Origin of the sequence: Alloacidobacterium sp., from assembly GCF_035631355.1 — a bacterium.
Lineage (GTDB): Bacteria > Acidobacteriota > Terriglobia > Terriglobales > Acidobacteriaceae > Alloacidobacterium.
In genome coordinates this window covers 62,648-83,184 of record NZ_DASQIX010000061.1, presented here as the reverse complement: position 1 = coordinate 83,184, position 20,537 = coordinate 62,648, and the positions used below count along the sequence as shown (strand labels likewise).

The following is a 20,537-nucleotide window of genomic DNA, read 5'->3' as shown; positions in this document are numbered from 1 at the left end:
GCTGCGCTCAGGATGACAATTGGCGACTTGTCGATGCCGTCGTCAGTTTTTGTGAAACGGCTGCTGCTCCTCAATCTTGGGCCGCGTAGCCGATTCTGCCTGCAACTCTTTCGCCGTGGTCTCGACCTCGCGAAAGACACGTAACAGATTTCCGCCGAGAATCTTGTCGCAGTCCGCAGCCGAGTACCCACGAGCCATCAGGGCCTGCGTAATCTTCGGCAGGTCGGCAGCCGAGTCGATTCCTTCCGGTAGCTGGCCTGAGACGCCGTCGAAATCCGATCCCAGACCGACATGATCGATGCCGGCGACTTTGGCGATGTGGTCGATATTGTCAATCAGTGCGCTCAACGGCGGACGAGGAATCTTATTGGCATAGGACTCCTGCAGCTTTTCGAGGTCGCCGTAGGTGACCTGCTTGCCTTCTTTCGCAAATTGCGCTTTCAGGTCGTCGGTGGCCTTCTTCACCTCAGGTTCCTGCTTCAGCATGGCGTCGCGATATGCCTGGCTGATGAACGCCGAATAGTAGTTCACCATGACGACACCGCCCTTGCTGTTCGGGCCACCGCTGCGTGCGACGGCGCGCAGCATGTCGTCTGTCATGTTGCGCGGAGCGTTGCAGATGGCCCGCGCCGACGAATGCGAGGCGATCACCGGAGCGCGCGAGGTAATCACCGCGCGGTAGAACGTCTTGTCCGAAACGTGCGAGATGTCCACCATCATGCCCAGGCGGTTCATCTCGTAGACTACATCCTTGCCGAAATCGGTCAGGCCATCCTGCGTGTGGTGGACTTTGGGATCGTCGGCGTCGCCCGAAGAATCAGCCCAATCGTTCGAGTTCGACCAGGTCAGAGTCATGTAGCGCACGCCGAGCCGGTAATAGTCGCGCAGCAGGCCGAGCGAGTCCTCAATAGAATGGCCGCCCTCAATCCCCATCAGCGCGGCCAGTTTGTGCTCGCGGCGAGCTTTCTCAATGTCAGCAGGCGAGAAGGCCATCATCATCTGGTCAGGATGCTTTGCCGCCTGCTGATAGACGGCGTCAATCAGATCCAGAGTGCGGTGCGCATACTGGCCCTTGTAGAGATCGGGCTCGACCCAGATGGAGAAAAACTCCGCGCCCAGGTTACCCTTCTTCGCCGATTCAAAGTTCAACTGGCCGCCTTTCAGCGGATCGGTGAGGTCGTAGTTCTCGTCAACCAGCCGCTGTGTGGTGTCGGCGTGGGTGTCAATCACAATGGCGTTGCGGTGGACGGCGAGCGGGTCGGTGGAGTTTTTTTTCACTGGCTTCTTTGCGGTGGTTTGAGCGGCCAAGGACAGCGTGATGGCAAGCAGGAGTGTCGCGGCGTGTTGGATCTTCATGATTTTCAGCAATGGCCGGATTGTAGCAGCACCACCGCGCAAAGCAGAAAAGCAAGCCCCCTTCGGCAAGCTCAGGGCAGGCTCTTCGGCTACGCGCTTCGCTCAGGATCACAAATCTAATGATGGTGGCTAAAACCACGCAGTAGCTTTGCGCTGAAACGGGCACTCTTCCTGCAACACGATTAAATGAAATTCAGTTGGCGAACAGAGCATCCTCTGATATCGTCACACCCCAACCGGGTTTCGGAGTCAACACCGTGACCGCAAACATTGAAAACCAGCAGGTCGAGGCCAACGGCATCACCTTCCATGTGGCCGTCTCGGGCCTTGCTGATGCTCCGCCGATCCTCTGCATCCACGGCTTTCCCGAAGGCTGGATGAGCTGGCGGCACGTTATGGAGTTGATGCCCGAATGCCGCATCTATGCGCCCGATCTGCGCGGCTATCCAGGCTCCACTTATGCCAAAAACGGCTACGATGTTTTCACGCTCACTGATGATATTCGAGCCCTCATAGAAGCGCTCGGCATTCAGGGTTGTCTGCTCGTGACCCACGATTGGGGCGGCGCGCTCGGCTGGCTGTTCTCGCACCGGTATGGCTCCCTGGTCAGAAAACTGGTGGTGGTCAACTGCACCCATCCCAAAACGCTCGTACGCGCGGCGCTAACCTGCGAAGACTGGCAGCCCTTCCGCATCCCCTGGGTTCCGTTCTTCCAAATTCCGTGGTTCCCGGAGTGGTTCATGACGACGAACCTCGGCCGCAGACTGCTGAAATGGTCGTTCACGGTGAGGCAGGGTCAGAAAGGGACCATGGACATCGCGCTGGTGGATGAACTCGTCGGCCGCTTCCAGAAGCCCATCGACATTCATGGGGCCATCCAATATTACCGCGCCTTCGTCCAGACACTGCTCTCGCCTTCGCAGCACAAGCGACTGTATTCGCTTTACGAGACGCCGATCAGTATTCCGGTAACGATGGTTTGGGGCATGAAAGACGGAGCGCTCCCGTCCGCTGTTGCCATCAAGAGCTTCAACGATGCGGGTTGCGAAGGCGACTGGAGGCCGCTGCCCGGCGTGGGCCACTTTGTTGACCTGGAAGCCTGGACAAAGCTGGTGGACGAAATTCGGCGCGTGCTGGTTTAAGAAAGGCATGCAACATGATCGCTGAGCGTGACCCTACTTTCAACAAAGGCTCTGTTCTTTTCTGGATCTGCGGTGTGCTTGCCGTCGCAGTCCTTCTCGTTGGGCTGTTCGCTTTAGTCGCGCCGGTCCCAGGCTCAGCCAGCTTCGGCGTTCCGGTCAGAGACGCCGGCAACACTCAGGCCATTGCCTGGGCGCGGCTCATGGGCGTGCGCGATATCGGGCTGGCGGTAATGCTCTTTGCGCTGATGGCGGTTAAGGCGGCGCGCATCGCCGGATTGATGTTGCTCCTTGTAGTGATCATTCCGATCGTCGATTGCGCGACGGTCATCCACTCCACCGGCATTACCTACCACGTTCTGGTGCATGGAGGTTCGGCGGTATTGATGGTGATTATCGGAACGCTGCTGGTGCGCAGGACTGTGCCTGCGACCTAGTAATTTTAACCTCGGCCCGAGCTCCAATCCGTGACAGGAGCAATCGTCTTCACCACGTCATCGCGCTTCTTCCAGCTACCGCGAATGTAATCGCGGTTCATGATGGCGATGACTTCCAGCGGAATCTCCTTGGGGCAGACCGCCGTGCACTCACCGATGCTGGTGCAACCTCCGAAGGATTCGGCATTCATCTGCGCGACCATGTTTACCGCGCGATGATCTCGTTCCGGCACACCCTGGGGCAGAACGCTGAGGTGGGAGATCTTGGCTCCGGTAAACAGCGCTGCTGAGGCATTCGGGCAGGCAGCGACACAGGCGCCGCAGCCGATGCAGGCCGCTGCATCCATCGCGCGGTCGGCAATTTCCTTGCCGACGGGAATCACGTTGCCGTCGGGAGCGTTGCCGGTCGAAACCGAGATGTATCCGCCGGTAGCAATGATGCGGTCGAAAGCGCGGCGGTCAACAACGAGGTCCTTAATTTGCGGAAATGCGGCTGCGCGCCAGGGCTCGATCACGAGTTCCTGCCCATCCTTGAAGTGGCGCATGGTCAACTGGCAGACGGTGGTTGCGCGCTGCGGGCCATGGGCCACGCCGTTGATCATGAATCCGCAGGAGCCGCAGATGCCTTCGCGGCAATCGTGCTCGAAAGCAACCGGCTCCTCGCCGCGCTCGATCAGTGTTTCGTTGAGCACGTCGAGGCATTCGAGCATCGACATTTCCGGATTGACGTTATCGACCGCATAGTCGACGAACGCGCCCCGGTCCTTTGGCCCTTTTTGACGCCAGATCTTCAGCGTTAATTTCATTACTTGTAGCTCCTCTGGCTGGGATGAACGTAGTTGAAGACCAGCGGCTCCTTGTGCAGCTCTTCTGGAGCGTGAAGTCCGCGATACTTCCACGCGGCAACATAGGAAAAGTTCTCGTCATCACGCTGTGCTTCGCCATCCGGCGTCTGGTACTCCTCGCGGAAGTGACCGCCGCACGACTCGTTGCGGTGCAGCGCGTCCACGCACATCAATTCCCCAAGCTCGAAGAAGTCGGCTACACGCCCGGCTTTTTCGAGGCTCTGATTCAAGTCGTCGCCCGAGCCGGGAACATTGACGTTCTGCCAATACTCCTCGCGCAGCGCGCGAATCTGGCCAATGGCTTTTTCCAGACCCTGCGCCGTTCGCGACATACCGCACTCGTCCCACACGATCTTGCCCAGCTCGCGATGGAAGGAATCAACTGTGCGTTTGCCTTTGATCGAGAGCAGCTTTTGCGTCATCTGCTGTACGTCCGCGACGGCGTTGCGTGCTTCTTCGTGCGAAGCGTCTGCCTTGGCCAGCTTATTCGAGGCCAGATAGTTGCCGATGGTGTAGGGAATCACGAAGTAGCCATCTGAGAGACCCTGCATCAGCGCGCTTGCCCCGAGGCGGTTAGCTCCGTGGTCGGAAAAGTTCGCCTCACCAAGAACAAAGAGACCAGGAATCGTGCTCTGCAGGTGATAGTCCACCCACAGTCCGCCCATGGTGTAGTGGATGGCGGGATAGATGCGCATCGGAACTTTATAAGGGTCTTCATCCGTAATGCGCTGGTACATGTCGAAGAGATTTCCGTAGCGCTCGCGGATGGTGTTCTCGCCCAGGCGTTTGATGGCAGCGGCAAAGTCGAGATAGACGCCGAGAGCCGTCTCGCCCACGCCGCGCCCCTCATCGCAAACAGCCTTGGCATTGCGCGAAGCCACGTCGCGCGGAACGAGATTGCCGAAGCTGGGATACCGCCGCTCCAGATAATAGTCGCGCTCCGCCTCGGGAATCTGGTTAGGCGAGCGCTTGTCGCCTTTCTTCTGCGGCACCCAGATGCGGCCGTCGTTGCGCAGCGACTCGGACATCAGAGTCAATTTCGACTGATAGTCGCCGGAGACGGGGATGCAGGTGGGATGAATCTGCGTGTAGCAGGGATTGGCAAAATACGCTCCGCGCTTGTGTGCCCGCCAACTCGCCGTAACATTCGATCCTTTGGCGTTGGTCGAAAGATAGTAGACGTTCCCGTATCCGCCTGACGCCAGAATCACGGCATCGGCGATATACGTATCGATTTCGCCGGTGATCAGGTTGCGGGTGACAATGCCGCGCGCGTTACCGTCGATCACGATGAGGTCGAGCATCTCGGTGCGCGGATACATGGCCACAGTGCCGGCCTGTACCTGCCGCTCCAGCGCCTGATACGCGCCCAGGAGAAGCTGCTGCCCTGTCTGTCCGCGCGCATAGAAGGTACGCGAAACCTGCGCGCCGCCGAACGAGCGGTTGGTCAGCGTGCCGCCGTATTCGCGGGCAAAAGGAACGCCTTGCGCGACGCACTGGTCGATGATGTTGACGCTGATCTGCGCGAGCCGGTAGACGTTGGCCTCACGTGCGCGAAAGTCGCCGCCTTTCACCGTGTCATAGAAGAGCCGGTAGACGCTGTCGCCGTCGTTCTGATAATTTTTCGCGGCGTTGATGCCGCCCTGCGCGGCAATGGAGTGCGCGCGACGCGGCGAATCCTGAAAGCAGAAGCACTTGATGTGGTATCCAAGCTCGCCCAGAGTGGCCGCAGCCGATGCGCCGGCAAGCCCTGAGCCGACAACGATGACCGTGTGCTTACGCTTGTTTGCCGGGTTCACCAGCTTCATGTCGAAGCGCGTCTTGTCCCATGCCTGCTCAATCGGGCCGGAAGGTGTTCTCGAATCGAGTGTCATTACTTTACGATCCCCAGCAAAACGCTAATCGGAATTGAGATGTAACCCAGCACAATCAGGACGGCGATGATTAGAGCCGCGCTCTTCAACTGCGGAGTGTGCTTTGGATGATTGAAGCCGACCGACTGGAACATGCTCCAGATGCCATGCCGCAGGTGCAGTCCAAGCAGGCAGAGTGAGAAGATGTACCACGCAGAGACCCACCACACCTGAAATCCGGCGACCACATTGCGGTAGACATCGCCTTCAATGAATTGTGATTCCGGATGGATGTACCCGGCGGTGAATTGCAGCAGGTGGAAGATGACGAAGGCCAGGACAATCGGGCCAGACCAGTACATGGTGCGCGACGCATAAGAAGATGCGATCGCCTCCCTGCGCGAATATCCAACCGGACGCGCGCGCTTTTTTCTGAGCGCAAGCTGCACTGTAGCCGTAATGTGCAGCACTACAGCCACAATCAAAATGACGCGTACGATCCAAAGCACCTCGCCAATGCTGTGCAAAAAGTGGCCATAGGCGTTCAGTTTTTCCCGGCCCTCGAAGATTTGCAGGTTCCCGGCGAGATGCCCGATGACGAAGAGAAACAGTATCGCGCCCGTCACGGCCATGACCGCCTTTTTGCCGTTCGTCGAATCCCAGAACCTGGCTGCCGGATTCTGCCTCAGACCGACCGCAGTTGTACTCATGTGCGTTTCCTAACCTTTTGATTCATAGCCATTCTTATCGACCCAAAGTTCGTCTGCGCGGCACAAGTCGCTCAAGTCCAACCGCCGTTAGCGAATCGAACAGTTGATGATTAGCAGCCTGGAGCTGGTACCACGGTAAGGGCCCTGTCGCTAGCGACAGAGACGCTGAAATACTGTTGAGCCTGTAGAGAAGTCACCTTCTATTATTGGTGTGCGCAATAACTACCGTCAAGAAACTGGATGGCGTTTGCGCCGCATTCGATCAAAATTCCTAGCCGCGCATCTTCTCCAGCAGCGCGACAAACGCCTTCCCGCGATGGCTCAACGACTGCTTCCGCATGAGATCAATTTCAGCCATGGTCTTGCCCAGCGTGGGCAGATAGAAGAGTGGATCATAGCCAAAGCCGCCGCTTCCGCGCGGTTTAAGAAGAATCTCGCCTTCTACAGAGCCTTCCGCCGTCGTCAGTATTTCTTCGTTGCGCGCGGCTGCAATCACACAACGATAGCGAGCGGCTTTGGTTCCCGCTCCGCGTGACGCCAGCCGCTGCAACAGATACAGATTGTTCCGCTCATCGGCAGTGTCAGCCTTATCGGACACAAACCCAGCATCTTCGGCGAAACGCGCGGACCGAACTCCCGGTTCGCCGCCCAATGCGTCCACTTCCAGTCCAGAATCGTCTGCAATCACAACGCTGTCGAGCGCGAATGCGCTGTAGTAAACAGCCTTAAGGCGGGCATTGTCCTCAAAGGTGATGCCATCTTCAGTAGGAGCGGGAATGTCAGAGAGTCCAGGCATCGGAACCACATCGAACTGGAAAAGCTCAGCCGCAACAGCAAAATCACGCAGCTTGCCGGGATTGCTGCTGGCGACATAGAGAGTCTGGGACATGAGTACAGCGTACAGGGCGCAGCGCTCAGAGCACAGAATACAGGTCTCAGGGATCAACCCAGGCATTCGGCTGCGCTTCATTTTCTAGTTGCGAAACCTGACGTTTTGATTATTGGGACTGTGCCCTGAGCGCTGCGCCCTGTACGCTTTCTCTGTGATACGTTGTTGACAATCCAGAAGAAGCAGTGAGGCCACCCATGTTCTGGAACGATGCGAAATACGCGCTGCGGCAGCTTGTGAAAACACCCGGATTTACCTTAACCGCAGTTCTCACCCTTGCTCTCGGCATCGGCGTAAACGCCGCTATGTTCTCTGTCATCGACCAGGTGCTCCTGCGGCCGCTGCCTTACCAAAATGCGGACCGGATCGTCCAATTCGGACCCAATCCCGAAAATGGCACCGGCCTCAATACGATGTCCGTGCCAGACATTCGCGATTTCCAGGCGCGCAGCCATGCCTTCCAGTCCATCGGCCTCATGACCTTTCAGTTCCAGCCACTGCGTGGCAGTGGAGCAGCGGAGATCACCCCGGAAGTGCTCTCCAGCACGAATCTCTTTGACCTGCTTGGCATCAAGCCTGCCCTTGGACGCTTATTCGTGCCTGACGACAGCAAGCCCGGACAGAACAATGTCATGGTCCTCAGCGATGCCGTCTGGAAGAAAAATTTCGGCGGTGATCCAGGTATCATCGGCCGCTCTGTGTCGATCAATGGTGACCCGTTCCTGGTCATCGGTATCCTTCCGCCGTCGATTAATTTTCCCGCCAATGTGGACGCAGCCATCTATACGCCGCTCAACATAGACGATAAAGATCTCGCCGGCCGCGACGATGCCGGCACTGTACCATTCGGGCTGTTGCGGCCCGGCGTTTCCATTGACCAGGCACAGACTGAGCTGAACTCCATTCGCAAACAACTGCTTGTTGAATACCCCAAGGATGAAGGCAAAGATCCGATTCATGTTGTGAAATACCGCGACGTGCTCACGGCAAGCCAGCGTCCCGCGCTATTCGCTCTGAATGTCGCCGTCATAACAGTGTGGCTCATCGCTTGTGCCAACGTCGCAGGCCTTATGCTGACGCGCACAAACAACCGCAGGCGCGAAATCGCCATACGCGCAGCGCTTGGCGCAAACCGCAACCGCGTCATCCAGCAATTCCTCGCCGAAAGTCTGCTGGTCGCATTGGCAGGAGGAGCCGTGGGTCTCGGCTTCGCGAGCATCATCCTGCACGTGCTCAAGCATTATCTTGAAAACGCCGTCTTCTACGGCGATCAGATCCATATCAACGTCGCTGTCTGCTTCTTCCTGCTTACCGCCTCATGCGTATCCGCGCTCTTCTTCGGCATCGCCCCCGCGTGGGCAGCGGCCAACGTCCCCGCTCAAGAAGGCCTGCGCGAAGGTGCGGCATCAACCGGCGCAAGTAAACGGCAGGCACGCTGGCGCGATGCTCTGGTCGTAGGCGAGATCACTCTGACGTTGGCCCTCCTTATTGCCGCTGGACTCATGATGCGAACCCTGATTGTGCTCCGCAACGCCGACTTAGGCTTTGTCGCCGACAATGTCGTAACCGGATCGCTCTTGCTTCCCACGCACGGTACATGGTTCACATCCAGCGATCGAGTCAAGAGCCCGAACCTTGTCAATGTCCTCTGGGGACCACTCGTCGAAAAGCTCCGCCACACGCCCGGCATTACTGAAGCGGGCCTGACCACCGTTCGCCCGCTCATGCCTGCCTGGAACTTTGTTGATGGAATCGTCGTCAACGGTAGGCCAAAGCCGGCGAAAGGAGATGAGATCAACGCAAATGTGCGTGCCTCCACAACCGGCTACTTCAGGACCTTCGGCATCCGCCTCATCAAAGGCCGATTCTTCGATTCACAGGACACTCCAGACACTCCCATCGCCATCGTCGTCAATACCGAATTCGTTAAACGCGTCTTTCCCAATGAAGACCCCATCGGCAAGCAAATCCAGATGAATGACGATGGCCCGCACGAGTGGGGAACCATCGTCGGTGTGGCCGAGGATGTCAGGCAACGCTCTGCCGGTGAGCTGTCGCAACCGGAACTCGACATCAACCTCATGCAGCTCACGCAAAAGGACGGGTTCTATATGCTCGGGTCCTTTCTCATGAATGTTGCGGTGCGCACCCATCTGCCTGAGAGAACCGCCGAAACGGCGATCCGAAACGCAGTCCACGAACTCGCCCCTGACGTCGTCGTTCAGAACGTGCAATCCATGCAGCAGGCTGTCGATGATTCGATGGGCAGTCAGACCCTTGCCGCGCGCCTGCTCGGCATCTTCGGCCTGGCGGCGCTGGCCATTGCTGTTGCCGGAATCTACGGGCTGCTTTCATATTCTGTCAGCCAGCGTACTCGCGAATTTGGAGTAAGGCTGGCGCTCGGTTCACCTCAGGGTAAAGTGCTCTGGTTGGTGCTGCGCCATGCCTGCATCCTGCTTGGTAGCGGTGTTGCTGCCGGAATCGCCCTTGCCATCGCCGCCAGCGGCATTATGCGCGCCTTCATTTATGGCTTCCATGGATACGACGTTTTCACCGTCTTCGCTGTCGCTGCCATTCTCGCGCTTTGCGGGCTAGCCGCAAGCTATGTTCCTGCGCGCCGCGCAGCAGCAGTCAATCCCATCGAGGCCCTTCGCACAGAATGACAATCCCGAATATATTCGTAACCGCGGCAATTACAATTTCTGCCATAAGCCTTCCGCTGGCAGCGCAGACAACCAGCACTTCACTGACCGCAGACGCGGCCATCAAACGCATCATCGCCGCGATCGGGGCAACTCCGCCACCGGGCACGGTGGACACCATCAAGGCAGGCGACCCGACTACCGTCGTCACAGGAATCGCAACCACCTTCCTCGATACCTATCGGGTTCTTGAAAAGGCCGTAGCTGACGGGAAGAACCTCATCATTACGCACGAGCCTACGTTCTATAACCATCCCGACGACATGACCGTGCTCGGTAATGATCCTGTACAGGCGCAGAAGCTTACCTTTATCAAGGAACACCACCTTGTCGTCTGGCGCTTTCACGACACATGGCACCTGCGCCAGCCGGACGGCATCCTTGAAGGCGTCATGCAGGAATTTGGCTGGCAGCCATATCAAAGTCGCGACAACCCCCATCTCTTCACTTTGCCGCCGACATCCGTGCGCCAACTCGCCGCAACGCTTCGCGTCAGGGCCGGCTCACGGATCATTCGCGTTGTCGGCGACCCGGACATGCCGGTGACGCGTGTAGCTCTGCTCCCTGGCGCAGCTGGGCTGAAAATGCAAGTGAAACTGCTGGAGCGCGACGATGTGCAGGTGCTGGTCGTCGGTGAATCAGCCGAATGGGAAACGGTGGAGTACACGCGCGACGCGGCCGCGCAGGGACGGCATAAAGCTCTCATCCTGCTCGGCCATGAAGTCTCAGAAGAAGCCGGAATGCGCTACTGTGCGCAATGGTTGAAAGGGGTATTGCCGGGAGTGCCAATTGAATACATAAGGGCGGACGAGCCTTTCTGGGCACCCTCTAAGTAATTTTGAATCTCCAGACTGAGATGGACTCGCCAGATGGGCCAGGTCTTGATTTCGAGACCTCACCAGTTCTCAACGCCGTTACGGCGCATCAACGCCAGTGTGCTCTGATGCAGTAACAACATTACGCATCCCGCCACCAGAGGCACAGCCAGCCCCGTGCGCAACGATCCGCTCATGGACGCCAGCTGTCCCGTCATCCACGGCAGCACCGCTCCGCCCATCCCGCTGATGGCGAAGACCCACCGCGATTCGGACGGCCCGCTGGCAATCGCCAGCACTTTCGACATGCACAAGGGAAAGATCGGCGCCATCATCAACCCGGCGAGCGAGGCGCTGATTATGCTCATAGCAGGCGTATGGCTCAACAGCAGCATTACGTTGCTAACCAGCATCACGCAAAGCGTAATCATCAGCAGTCCCGACTCGGAAATGCGCTTCAGCGCAATTGGCGCGGCTGCCCGGCCCACCAGCAGAGCAATCCAAAAAAACGAGGTCGCAATCGGCGCATAAAGGCCGCTGGCCAGCCCCATCCGATGAACATAGGTCATCATCCATCCGCTGATCGACGATTCGACCCCTACATAAAGAAAGGCAAAAATCGCAAGCGGTATCAGCAGAGAAAGCTTGGTCTGCCGGTTTGGTACGGCCACAACCTCATCGCGCAGCTGTGACAAATAGCCGCGTTGGGTTGCGATCACAATCAGTGGCAGGATCGCCAACCCAGCCAGCATCAGGTAGAGCGAATTGGACGAGCGAAACCGTTCCCACCCCGTGGCCAGCAGTGGGCACAGGACCGCGCCAAAACCCCAAAAGGCATTGAGCAGCGAAAGGGAAGCGCCACGACTCGCCGCATACATCCGCCCGAAGAGCATGCTTGTGGCCGTCATGGCCGAGCCGAGCCCGAGGCCAAAACAAAATAAAAGCGGGGCGGCAAAATGACCGCGACAGAGCGCGAAGGCAATTGCGCCGACGATAAGCAGCGCATACCCGCGGGTGACGCTTCTGAACAGGTTCGACTGCATCAGGAGCGCGCCCGTCGATGACCCTGTGAATTGCGCGGCAAACAAAAACCCGGAATGGCTGTCGCTTAAATTCCAGATGCCGCTCAACGCGGGAAGAATCACACCCAACAGGTTGGTGCCGATGCCGGTAAGAACAAACCCAAAATACAATCCGGCAACCGCCTCGGCTGACGGTTTGCCTTCCTTTTCTGCCAGAGGAACCATTCTTCGCGTCTTTAGAAACAAACAGGTAATCGTATCGTAATTGGTCGGGACCTAGCGACGGGGGCAAGCGATTGGTATCGCCGCCGTGCGCAGTCTTGATGTCCTTAAAATAGGCACGAAAATTCACAAATCCACTTCACCTCTGGCGCGTATACTGTGGCGTCGATTCAGGAGGTCGAAATGGAAAATTCTGTCATGGGACTTACCCCATATCTCACTGTCAGCGACGCCAAAGCAGCCATCGAGTTTTATAAGAAGGCCTTCGGCGCTGAAGAAGTAACGCGCCACGGCGCGCCCGGCGGCGACAAGCTCATGCACGTTCACCTCAATATCAACGGCAATGCACTCTTTTTCTCTGATGACTTTCCGGAATTCATGGGTGGAAAAAGCCGCGCCCCGCAGGCCTTCGGAGGCTCGCCCGTTACGCTTCACCTACAGGTCGAAAACGGTCAGGAAACCTGGGACCGCGCCATCGCAGCAGGCGGAACTGCAAAGATGCCCTTCAAGGAACAATTCTGGGGTGATCTCTATGGCCAGTTTACTGATCCTTTTGGTCACGAATGGTCCGTCGGACAATCCGTCAAGAATCCAACGAAAGAAGAACTGGAAGAGGGTGCCGAGGCGGCCTTTGAAGGAGGCAAGAGTTAGCAACTCAAGCAGAGGCCCTGAAAGCAATAGCCCACTCAAGAGAAGTGGGCTATTTTATTGCAGGAATTTAGCCAATTTGTCAGGGATCAGTGAATCCGGATATCGCCTGAGCCGGTTTCGACCCGTACTGTCGGTCCGCCGCCATTGATATCGCCGGTGATGTGGTGCTTCTCGAAGCTGCCGTGCGTGGTAAGCGGAGGATCGCTGTGAACCGAGCCCGAACCGGTCTGGGCATCAAGCGAGAACCGCGCGCTGCCCGTATCGAGCGTCACCGAGCCGGAACCAGTTTCCAGGCGCCATGATGCGGTGGGCTGGCCCTGGATCTCTATATCACCCGAACCGGTCTGGGCATAAAGATCGCCCTGCACGCCCTTCAGCCGGATGCTGCCGCTGCCGGTCTGTGCCTTCACTTCGGTCGGCGACGACAACTCGGCGCGAATGTCGCCCGAACCGGTCTGCAGGTTCGTGCGTCCGCTCAATCCGGAAGCGTCAATCGAGCCCGAACCCGTATTGATCTTCGCTGGGCCGCTCAGGGCGGAAACGCGAATGTCGCCAGAGCCGCTGTTGGCTGCGAGGTCGGTGCCCTTCGGCGTGGTGATGTCGTAGTCAATGGAGACATTCTTGAGATCATCAGTGTGTTTCCCGATGCTGATGGTGTTCCCCGTCTGCTCAATCGGCGGGTTGGCCACGACGCGCTGCACGCGCTCTTCCGGGGACCCGCTGTCGATCCAACTGTTCCACTTCGCCGCATGCACATGGCCGATGATGTGGACATTCGAATCGGAACCCGGATTGACGTGAATGTACCCAGAGCCGGTATTCACGTAGAGCGTGACCGCTCCACTGGTGTGCAGCGTCTTGTCAAATGTGCCATCCGCCGCCAGAAGCGCCGCCGGCGTCAACAGCAGCGCGGTTACTGCAAGTGCTTTATGGAGGTGCATAACAATTTCCTTTGCTGATGTCTGATATTGTCATCCCGACCGGAGCGCGGCCGCGCGGAGCGGAGGGACCTGCGGTTTTAGGGTACTGCCTTATGTGCAAATAATCAGCACAACTACTTTACTGCTGAAGAACGACCGTGTCTCCTTCTTTTAACCCGTCCAGAATCTCAGTTTTGCTGCCATTCGAGATTCCGGCCTTTACTGAAATCTTCCGCTGGCCATCCTTCTGCTTCGGATCGGGAATGAACACAGAGGCGTTCTTCTGGTTGTCATAGACCATCGCCTGTTCCGGTACGGAGAGCGCATTCTTGTGTTCCGAAATCAGAACCTCGGCGTTAGCGGTCATATTGGCTTTCAGTTCGCCTGTTGGGTTGTCGATTGAAACGCGAACCTCGAAGGTCGTAACGTTATCCTTCTCCACGCCGAGCGGAGCGATCTTCGTGACTTTTCCGTTAAAGGTCTTGTTCGGGAACGATTCGACCCGAATACGTGCAGGCTGGGCCATATAAACGCTGCCAATATCCGCCTCATCCACTTTGCCCTGCACATAAACCTGGGTGGTGTCGCCGAGGGTCATGACTAACGTAGCTGTCGAGCCGAGTACGAGAATGGAGCTGACCGCGTCGCCGATCTCAACGTCGCGGGAAAGCACAACGCCATCCATTGGGGAAACCAGCGTTGTGTAGCTAAGTTGTTCGTTGAGCTGGTCAAGACTGGCCTGAGCTTGCTGCACCTGTGCTTCGGCTTGCTTCAACTTTGCTTTATCGACGCTGATCTGCGCTACGGAAGAGTCGCGCTTGTTTTCAGCGGCAACATAGTTTCGTTGAGCATCGTCCAGCGTCTGCTTTGAAACAATGCCGTCATTGGACATGGCAAGGTTTCGGTCGTAGGTGGACTTATACATCGGCAGGTCAGGAGCAGCGGCTGCGACTTTGTCCTGGTCAATGTTTGCTTTGTAGGTAACGACGTTCGCCTGAGACGCGGCGAGTTGCGCCTTTTGCGCCGCAACTTGCGCGAGGATTTCCTGCTGGTCAAGCTGCGCCAGTACCTGGCCTTTATGGACATGCTGGTTGATGTCTACAAAAAGCTTCTCGACAATGCCGCTGGCTTTCGACTTAAGCTCGACTTTGGTGATGGGCTGGATTTTTCCGGTAGCAACTACGCTCTTGGCGATATCGCCGCGCGTGGCCTTAGCCAGTTTGCTGGGGTCGATCTTGCTGCCACTTCCGCGGGCCACGGCAACGATTACAACCAGCAGAACTACGACTACCGCTGGAATGGCCCACAGCCACCATCTCTTCTTCCGCTTACGCTGTGTCACCTGCCGCGCTCCCGCTTCTTAGACTGGTTATTTGCAAATAGGTACATTGCGAAGTGGTATACGGAGACGGCAGGCCGTTGGTTCCGTGGGACGGGTGGAAAAACAGGGGAGTATGGAATAGGCTAATGCTTGGTCCCGGGATCAGGCTCGTCGAGGACCCAACGCTTTAGCCGTGGTGGCAGTAAACCAACCTCACCAAAAGTTTGTCTGCCATTGCGATTCAAACGCATGATGAGATATATCGAACCACCAACCACATATCCTGCATAGAGGAGCCATCCGGTCGTTTGTAACCAGGGAGGCACACCTGTAGCGAGGCCCGCAATCATTCCTGTCATCCACAACAAAAGAAAGAGCAAGCCGGGCCAAATCTTTCGAATTGAATTTCTACCGGACGGCTTCGCAGCATTCCTCTTCTAATAGTCTACGCCTGCGCGCTCCAGGAATGCTGGTGTCTGTCCTTCAGTATCCAAATGAATTGACACACGCGAACTTTTCCTGGAAGGCCGCTGGTTTTGGTTCTAACCTCCCTATCTCCCTATCTTCTTCGCCAGTTGTTACACTCAGGAAAAATGTCAGGCTTGCTGCTCTTCCGGTTTGTCTCGATCGCAGTGCTGATTCTCGCCAACGGCTTCTTTGTCGCGGCGGAATTCGCCCTTGTGAGTCTGCGGGAGACGCGCGTCGAACAACTGATCGCGCAACGCCGACCCGGAGCGCGCACAGTACGCCGCCTCCAGCAGAACCTCGACGACTTTTTGCCTGCCGTCCAATTTGGTGTAACTCTCTGTAGCCTGGCTTTGGGCTGGATCGGCGAGCCTCTTGTTGCCTCCGTTTTTCGGGAATGGCTGTCATATCTTCCGCATGTGAACGTCTATGCCCACCTGATTGCTGTCCCAGTGGCCTTTGCCCTGATTACCTATTTTCATGTGTTACTTGGAGAGTTGGTCCCTAAATCATTGACTTTGCGTAAGGTCGACCAGGTGGCGCTAGGCGTGGCTGGGCCAATGGACGCGTTTATCCACATCACGCGTCCAGCAGTACGCTTGCTCAATGTATCTGCCGCATTCGTACTAAGGCTTTTTCGCGCGCCAATGGTTCATGAGGGTACGGTGCATTCGCCGGAAGAGTTGAAGCTGATTGCGACCGCAGCCCGGCGCGGCGGAATTCTGCCGGAGTTTCAGGAATCATTGATTCATCGCGCCGTGGAAGTGAATGAGATAACCACGCGCGAGATTATGACCCCGCGCCAGCGGATATTTTCGCTCCCGGCGGACATGCTGATTGAAGCAGCCAGTGCGCGGATTGTAGAAGAGTTGCACTCGCGCATCCCGGTATACGACCCGGCGCGGGGCCCGGACCATATCGTTGGAATCGTCTACTCCAAGGATGTTTCTCGGCTTATGCACTTTCGTGCCTCGGCCCGGACGCGTTTTTCCGATGCGCCCTTTACCGAACTGCGCCTCCGGCAGGTCATGCGCGAGGTGCTGGTGGTGCCGGAGACGAAACCTGTCCTCGACCTGCTGCAGGAATTTCAGCAGCGCCGCCGCCATCTGGCGATCGTCGTGGATGAGTTCGGCTCGACCGTCGGCCTTGTCACTGTGGAAGATGCCATCGAGCAGTTGGTAGGTGAAGTGGAGGATGAGTTTGATGTAGCCGCGAAAACGCCCCTTACCTCAGCCAGCGGAAGCGTGACACTCGACGGCAGCGTGAACCTGCGCGACCTGGAGACACAGATGAACTGGCATCTGCCGCGGGATGGAGGCGTGGAAACGCTGGCCGGTTTCCTGCTCGCGCGCCTTGGGAAAATTCCAAGAGGCGGCGAGACAGTCGAATTTGAAGAGCGCAAACTTACGGTCGCCGAGATGAACGGCAACCGCATCAGCAAAGTTGTTGTCGAAAATCTGCCCGCGCCGGGCGAGAGGCAGGAGAAAGCCTCCTGATGCAGGCCCTGCGGTCGCTGCTTATGCGACTGGTGTACACCATCCCGGTGGTGTGGCTGGTGGTTACGCTGGTCTTTCTTCTGATTCACATCGTCCCCGGCGATCCGGTCGAGCAGATGCTTGGGGAAGGCGCGCGCGCGCAGGATATCGCCGCGCTGCGTCATGCTTATGGGCTGGATATCCCACTCGGCCAGCAGTATATCCGTTACTGGCGCGGAGCGATTCATGGCGACTTGGGCAGGTCTGTGCGGTTGAATGACACGGTCACGCATCTTGTGCTCACGCGCTATCCATATACGGTGGAATTAACTGCCGCAGCGTTGTTCGTCGCATTGCTCCTGTCTATTCCGGCGGGAATCACTGCGGCGCTTCATCGAGCACGATGGCAGGACAATGTGCTCAGTGTTGTCAGCCTTTTTGGATTATCGTTTCCGGCATTTGCCATGGGGCCGATTCTCATCTTGCTGGTTTCCATCAAACTCGGCTGGCTGCCGGTGAGCGGCGCGGGTGGAGTGGACCACCTCATCCTGCCGGCCATCACCATGGGCAGCGCGTTGGCCGCGATCCTGACGCGCATGGTGCGCACGGCGATGCTCGAAGAACTGGGGCAGGACTACATCCGCACCGCGCGCGCCAAGGGATTGCCTGAGCGCACGGTCGTCTACAAACACGCTTTGCGCAACGCCATGATTCCCGTGCTCACGTTGATCGGCCTGCAATTTGGCGCTCTCCTCGCTGGAGCCATCGTCACGGAAACGATCTTCAGTTGGCCCGGAATTGGACGCCTCACCATATCGGCCATCTCGAACCGCGACTATGCGCTGGTGCAGGGTTGCATCCTTGCCATAGGGCTGACTTATGTGCTGGTGAACCTGCTGACCGACGTGTTGTACATGGTTGTAAATCCACGCATTCGGAATTGAGGCGTGTGTTAATGAAAGATTGTCATCCTGAGCGAAGCGAAGGATCTGTTTTGTTCCACTCTGCGAAAGAAGCAGGTCCTTCGCTTCGCTCAGGATGACAATGCGCGTAGAGACTACACAAGAGCTTTCAAACGCGGCTCGATTCTGGCTCCCGCAATCTCCAGAAACCCAATCGAAATCGGCAGCGAAAAACGCTTAGGCCCCGCACTACCCGGATTAAAGTAGAACACTCCCTTATTCCACTCGATCGAGGGTTTATGAGAATGCCCGCTGACAACAACCTGAATCCCGGCTGCAACCGGATCAAGATCGAGAGCATGGACATCATGCAGCATGTATATCGAGCATCCGCTCAATTCGACCAGCTCTGTTTCCGGCAGTTGTGAGCAAGCGCCGCTATTATCGACATTGCCGCGAATCGCGGTCAGAGGCGCAAGCTGCTGTAGTTGGTCAAGTATTGCCGGGTCGCCAACATCACCGGCGTGGAGAATGTGCTCAACGCCGAGCAGCGCTTCGACTGCTTCAGTCCGCAGCAGGCCGTGTGTATCGGAGATGACGCCGATCTTCATCTTCACCAGACTACGGGATTTGTACCCGGATTTCCTCAGCCCATGGGGCGAATTTCCGAGGCAGCCGGTTTGTGAATCCAGCGTAAAATCGTGACTATGAAGGTCACAGTCGGAGTCTCCGGTGGTGTCGCCGCCTATAAGGCAGCCGAACTTGTTCGCGCGTTGCAACGGCAGGCGCTCGATGTTCATGTTGTGATGACCGAAGCGGCGCAACAGTTCGTGCAGCCGCTGACCTTCGCATCGCTTACCGGGCACAAGGTCATCACCAGCCTTTGGGCAACCGATTCTGACGAGAGTAACCTGGCATCGGCCATCGAGCACATCGACGCGGCGCAGACCACGGATGCTCTGGTAGTCGCTCCGGCGACAGCGAACATTCTTGCCAAGTTCGCACAGGGCATTGCTGACGACTTCCTGACGACAATATACCTGGCGACGACGGCTCCGGTGATCGTGGCCCCGGCCATGAATGTCAATATGTGGAACCATCCCGCGACGTGCGCTAATCTCGCACTGCTGGAAGAGCGCGGCGTGCGCATCGTTTCGCCGGACAGCGGTTATCTTGCCTGCGGCATGATCGGCAGTGGCCGTCTGGCCGAGAATGACGCCATCGTGCAGGCGGTGCTCGACATTCTGAATCATCGCAACGACCTTGCCGGTGAGACGGTCATGATCACGGCGGGCGGCACGCGCGAAGCCATCGATCCAGTGCGCTTTCTGGGCAATCGCTCAAGTGGCAAGATGGGCTATGCGCTCGCGGAAGCGGCAGTGAAGCGCGGGGCAAAGGTGATTCTTGTGACGGCGCCAACTGCTCTTCGCGCGCCTATGAATTGCGAAGTCGTTCCTGTCGTCACAACCGAGGAGATGCGCTCGGCTGTATTGAGCAGGCTCGATGAAGCGACCATTGTCATCAAGGCCGCTGCTGTAGCCGACTATCGTCCTGTCATACAGGCAGAGCAGAAGCTGAAGCGCTCCGGACCGTTGACGCTGGAACTGGAGCCGACGGAAGACATTCTGGCTGAAGTCGTCCGCCGCCGCCGCGATGGAATGCTGGTCATTGGCTTCGCCGCCGAGACCGAAAACGCTATCGTCCACGGACGCGACAAGCTGCTGCGCAAGGGCGCTGACGCCATCGTGCTGAATGATGTTTCGCGTGAAGGCATCGGTTTCGACTCTGACCGAAACGCGGTTACATTCCTCACGCAGTCAACGGCCATCGAGCTTCCTGAGATGAGCAAGCGCGAGCTTGCCGACCGCATTCTTGAAGAGGTGATGGCCCTCCGCCGCCCGCAGAAAGTGGTTGCGGAACGGTAAACAATGCCTCGTCTCAATCCTGAACAACAGATGGCCCTTGCCGCGCGCGTCAACTACTATCGCGATCTAGGCGTGTTCGACTTTTATCGCCGGGGCGATGCGATTCCTGAAGCTGTATCTGCGGTTGAACCTTCAGAAGAAAACATGCTGAAAAAGTCCTCGATTGCTCCTCCTCAAGACTTGTTCACATCTGACTCTTTGATTGCTCCAGAGAAGCGCGAAGCCGCTCTCAGAGTCATCAGCGAAGATATTGGCGACTGTAAACGTTGCCCGCTGGCCTTTGCGGGACGGCATACCATCGTCTTTGGCGAAGGCGATCCGAATGCGCGTCTCATGTTCGTCGGTGAAGGGCCGGGCGCAGATGAAGATGCGCAGGGACGGCCGTTTGTCGGCAGAGCAGGGCAGTTGCTCAACAACATGATTACGGCAATGGGGCTCAAGCGCGAGCAGGTCTATATCGCCAACATCGTCAAGTGCCGTCCGCCGCAGAACCGCACGCCGGAGCCTGTGGAAGCGAACACCTGCTCGCAGTTTCTTTTCCGGCAGATCGACGTGATCCGTCCCGAGGTTCTTGTCGCTCTCGGTTCGACGGCCGCCACCTATCTGCTGGGCGGCAAATCATCCTTGAGCGCTCTGCGCGGGCGCGTGCATGAGGCCCGCGGATCGAAGCTCATCGTCACCTACCATCCGGCATACCTGCTGCGCGATCCGCGGCAGAAGAAGGAAGCCTGGGCCGACCTGCAGATTGCCATGCGCGAGTTGGGACTGAAAGCTCCGAAGCGATCCGCTGAGGAGTAAGCGGTTTAAGGAACTAGCCGAATAAATCCAAAGTAAAATTCATGCGTCCACAGGTTTACACTGGCGGCCTACAGTTCTGTGCGCTGAACG

At 57.5% G+C, this 20,537-nt stretch carries 18 protein-coding genes; 9 read left to right on the top strand and 9 right to left on the bottom strand.

The window, feature by feature from the left end; translation table 11 throughout:
- Positions 1-42: 42 nt before the first annotated feature.
- Entirely contained in the window at positions 43-1,356 is a 1,314-nt protein-coding gene (locus tag VEV40_RS10635; RefSeq protein ID WP_324832210.1) for a dipeptidase, read from the bottom strand.
- 257 nt (positions 1,357-1,613) lie between these two features.
- On the opposite strand from VEV40_RS10635, the gene VEV40_RS10630 reads away from it, so the two are divergent.
- Positions 1,614-2,498, top strand: a complete 885-nt coding sequence (locus VEV40_RS10630) for an alpha/beta hydrolase (protein ID WP_324832209.1) — start codon at positions 1,614-1,616, stop codon at positions 2,496-2,498.
- 14 nt (positions 2,499-2,512) lie between these two features.
- On the top strand, positions 2,513-2,932 hold the full coding sequence (locus tag VEV40_RS10625; protein WP_324832208.1) for a DUF4267 domain-containing protein: 420 nt from the start codon (positions 2,513-2,515) through the stop codon (positions 2,930-2,932).
- Between the two features lie 5 nt (positions 2,933-2,937).
- Here VEV40_RS10625 and VEV40_RS10620 read toward each other — a convergent pair whose 3' ends face one another.
- From VEV40_RS10620 to VEV40_RS10605, 4 genes are all read right to left on the bottom strand, one after another.
- Entirely contained in the window at positions 2,938-3,738 is an 801-nt protein-coding gene (locus VEV40_RS10620) for a succinate dehydrogenase/fumarate reductase iron-sulfur subunit (protein WP_324832206.1), read from the bottom strand.
- Positions 3,738-5,651, bottom strand: a complete 1,914-nt coding sequence (locus VEV40_RS10615; RefSeq protein ID WP_324832205.1) for a fumarate reductase/succinate dehydrogenase flavoprotein subunit — start codon at positions 5,649-5,651, stop codon at positions 3,738-3,740. Before VEV40_RS10615 ends, VEV40_RS10620 begins: the two co-directional genes overlap by 1 nt.
- A complete protein-coding gene (locus VEV40_RS10610) occupies positions 5,651-6,340 on the bottom strand; it encodes a succinate dehydrogenase cytochrome b subunit (RefSeq protein ID WP_324832204.1) in 690 nt (229 codons plus the stop codon). Before VEV40_RS10610 ends, VEV40_RS10615 begins: the two co-directional genes overlap by 1 nt.
- 271 nt (positions 6,341-6,611) lie before the next feature.
- Positions 6,612-7,229 carry a non-canonical purine NTP pyrophosphatase gene (locus VEV40_RS10605; protein WP_324832202.1) on the bottom strand — a complete coding sequence of 206 codons (618 nt, stop codon included), beginning with the start codon at positions 7,227-7,229 and terminating at the stop codon, positions 6,612-6,614.
- 185 nt (positions 7,230-7,414) lie between these two features.
- On the opposite strand from VEV40_RS10605, the gene VEV40_RS10600 reads away from it, so the two are divergent.
- A complete protein-coding gene (locus VEV40_RS10600; RefSeq protein ID WP_324832201.1) occupies positions 7,415-9,892 on the top strand; it encodes an ABC transporter permease in 2,478 nt (825 codons plus the stop codon).
- A complete protein-coding gene (locus tag VEV40_RS10595; RefSeq protein ID WP_324832200.1) occupies positions 9,889-10,767 on the top strand; it encodes a Nif3-like dinuclear metal center hexameric protein in 879 nt (292 codons plus the stop codon). Before VEV40_RS10600 ends, VEV40_RS10595 begins: the two co-directional genes overlap by 4 nt.
- 59 nt (positions 10,768-10,826) lie before the next feature.
- Here the strand turns inward: VEV40_RS10595 and VEV40_RS10590 are convergent, their stop codons facing one another.
- Positions 10,827-11,993 carry an MFS transporter gene (locus tag VEV40_RS10590; RefSeq protein ID WP_324832199.1) on the bottom strand — a complete coding sequence of 389 codons (1,167 nt, stop codon included), beginning with the start codon at positions 11,991-11,993 and terminating at the stop codon, positions 10,827-10,829.
- Between the two features lie 180 nt (positions 11,994-12,173).
- Between VEV40_RS10590 and VEV40_RS10585 the strand changes: the two genes are divergently transcribed.
- Positions 12,174-12,641, top strand: a complete 468-nt coding sequence (locus tag VEV40_RS10585; RefSeq protein ID WP_324832198.1) for a VOC family protein — start codon at positions 12,174-12,176, stop codon at positions 12,639-12,641.
- 86 nt (positions 12,642-12,727) lie between these two features.
- Here VEV40_RS10585 and VEV40_RS10580 read toward each other — a convergent pair whose 3' ends face one another.
- On the bottom strand, positions 12,728-13,582 hold the full coding sequence (locus VEV40_RS10580) for a DUF4097 family beta strand repeat-containing protein (protein ID WP_324832197.1): 855 nt from the start codon (positions 13,580-13,582) through the stop codon (positions 12,728-12,730).
- A 118-nt stretch (positions 13,583-13,700) separates the two neighbouring features.
- The gene (locus VEV40_RS10575; protein ID WP_324832196.1) at positions 13,701-14,903 is read right to left on the bottom strand and encodes an efflux RND transporter periplasmic adaptor subunit; all 1,203 of its coding nucleotides are present in this window, start codon (positions 14,901-14,903) and stop codon (positions 13,701-13,703) included.
- Between the two features lie 572 nt (positions 14,904-15,475).
- Here VEV40_RS10575 and VEV40_RS10570 point away from each other — a divergent pair.
- Both VEV40_RS10570 and VEV40_RS10565 read left to right on the top strand, forming a co-directional pair.
- Positions 15,476-16,843 carry a hemolysin family protein gene (locus VEV40_RS10570; protein WP_324832195.1) on the top strand — a complete coding sequence of 456 codons (1,368 nt, stop codon included), beginning with the start codon at positions 15,476-15,478 and terminating at the stop codon, positions 16,841-16,843.
- Entirely contained in the window at positions 16,843-17,766 is a 924-nt protein-coding gene (locus VEV40_RS10565) for an ABC transporter permease (RefSeq protein ID WP_324832194.1), read from the top strand. Before VEV40_RS10570 ends, VEV40_RS10565 begins: the two co-directional genes overlap by 1 nt.
- Before the next feature lie 113 nt (positions 17,767-17,879).
- Here VEV40_RS10565 and VEV40_RS10560 read toward each other — a convergent pair whose 3' ends face one another.
- A complete protein-coding gene (locus VEV40_RS10560) occupies positions 17,880-18,335 on the bottom strand; it encodes a metallophosphoesterase family protein (protein ID WP_324832193.1) in 456 nt (151 codons plus the stop codon).
- 96 nt (positions 18,336-18,431) lie between these two features.
- On the opposite strand from VEV40_RS10560, the gene coaBC reads away from it, so the two are divergent.
- Entirely contained in the window at positions 18,432-19,649 is a 1,218-nt protein-coding gene (coaBC, locus tag VEV40_RS10555) for a bifunctional phosphopantothenoylcysteine decarboxylase/phosphopantothenate--cysteine ligase CoaBC (protein ID WP_324832191.1), read from the top strand.
- 3 nt (positions 19,650-19,652) lie between these two features.
- Positions 19,653-20,447 (top strand): uracil-DNA glycosylase, encoded by a 795-nt coding sequence (locus VEV40_RS10550; RefSeq protein ID WP_324832189.1) that lies wholly within the window; start codon positions 19,653-19,655, stop codon positions 20,445-20,447.
- Positions 20,448-20,537: the final 90 nt, after the last annotated feature.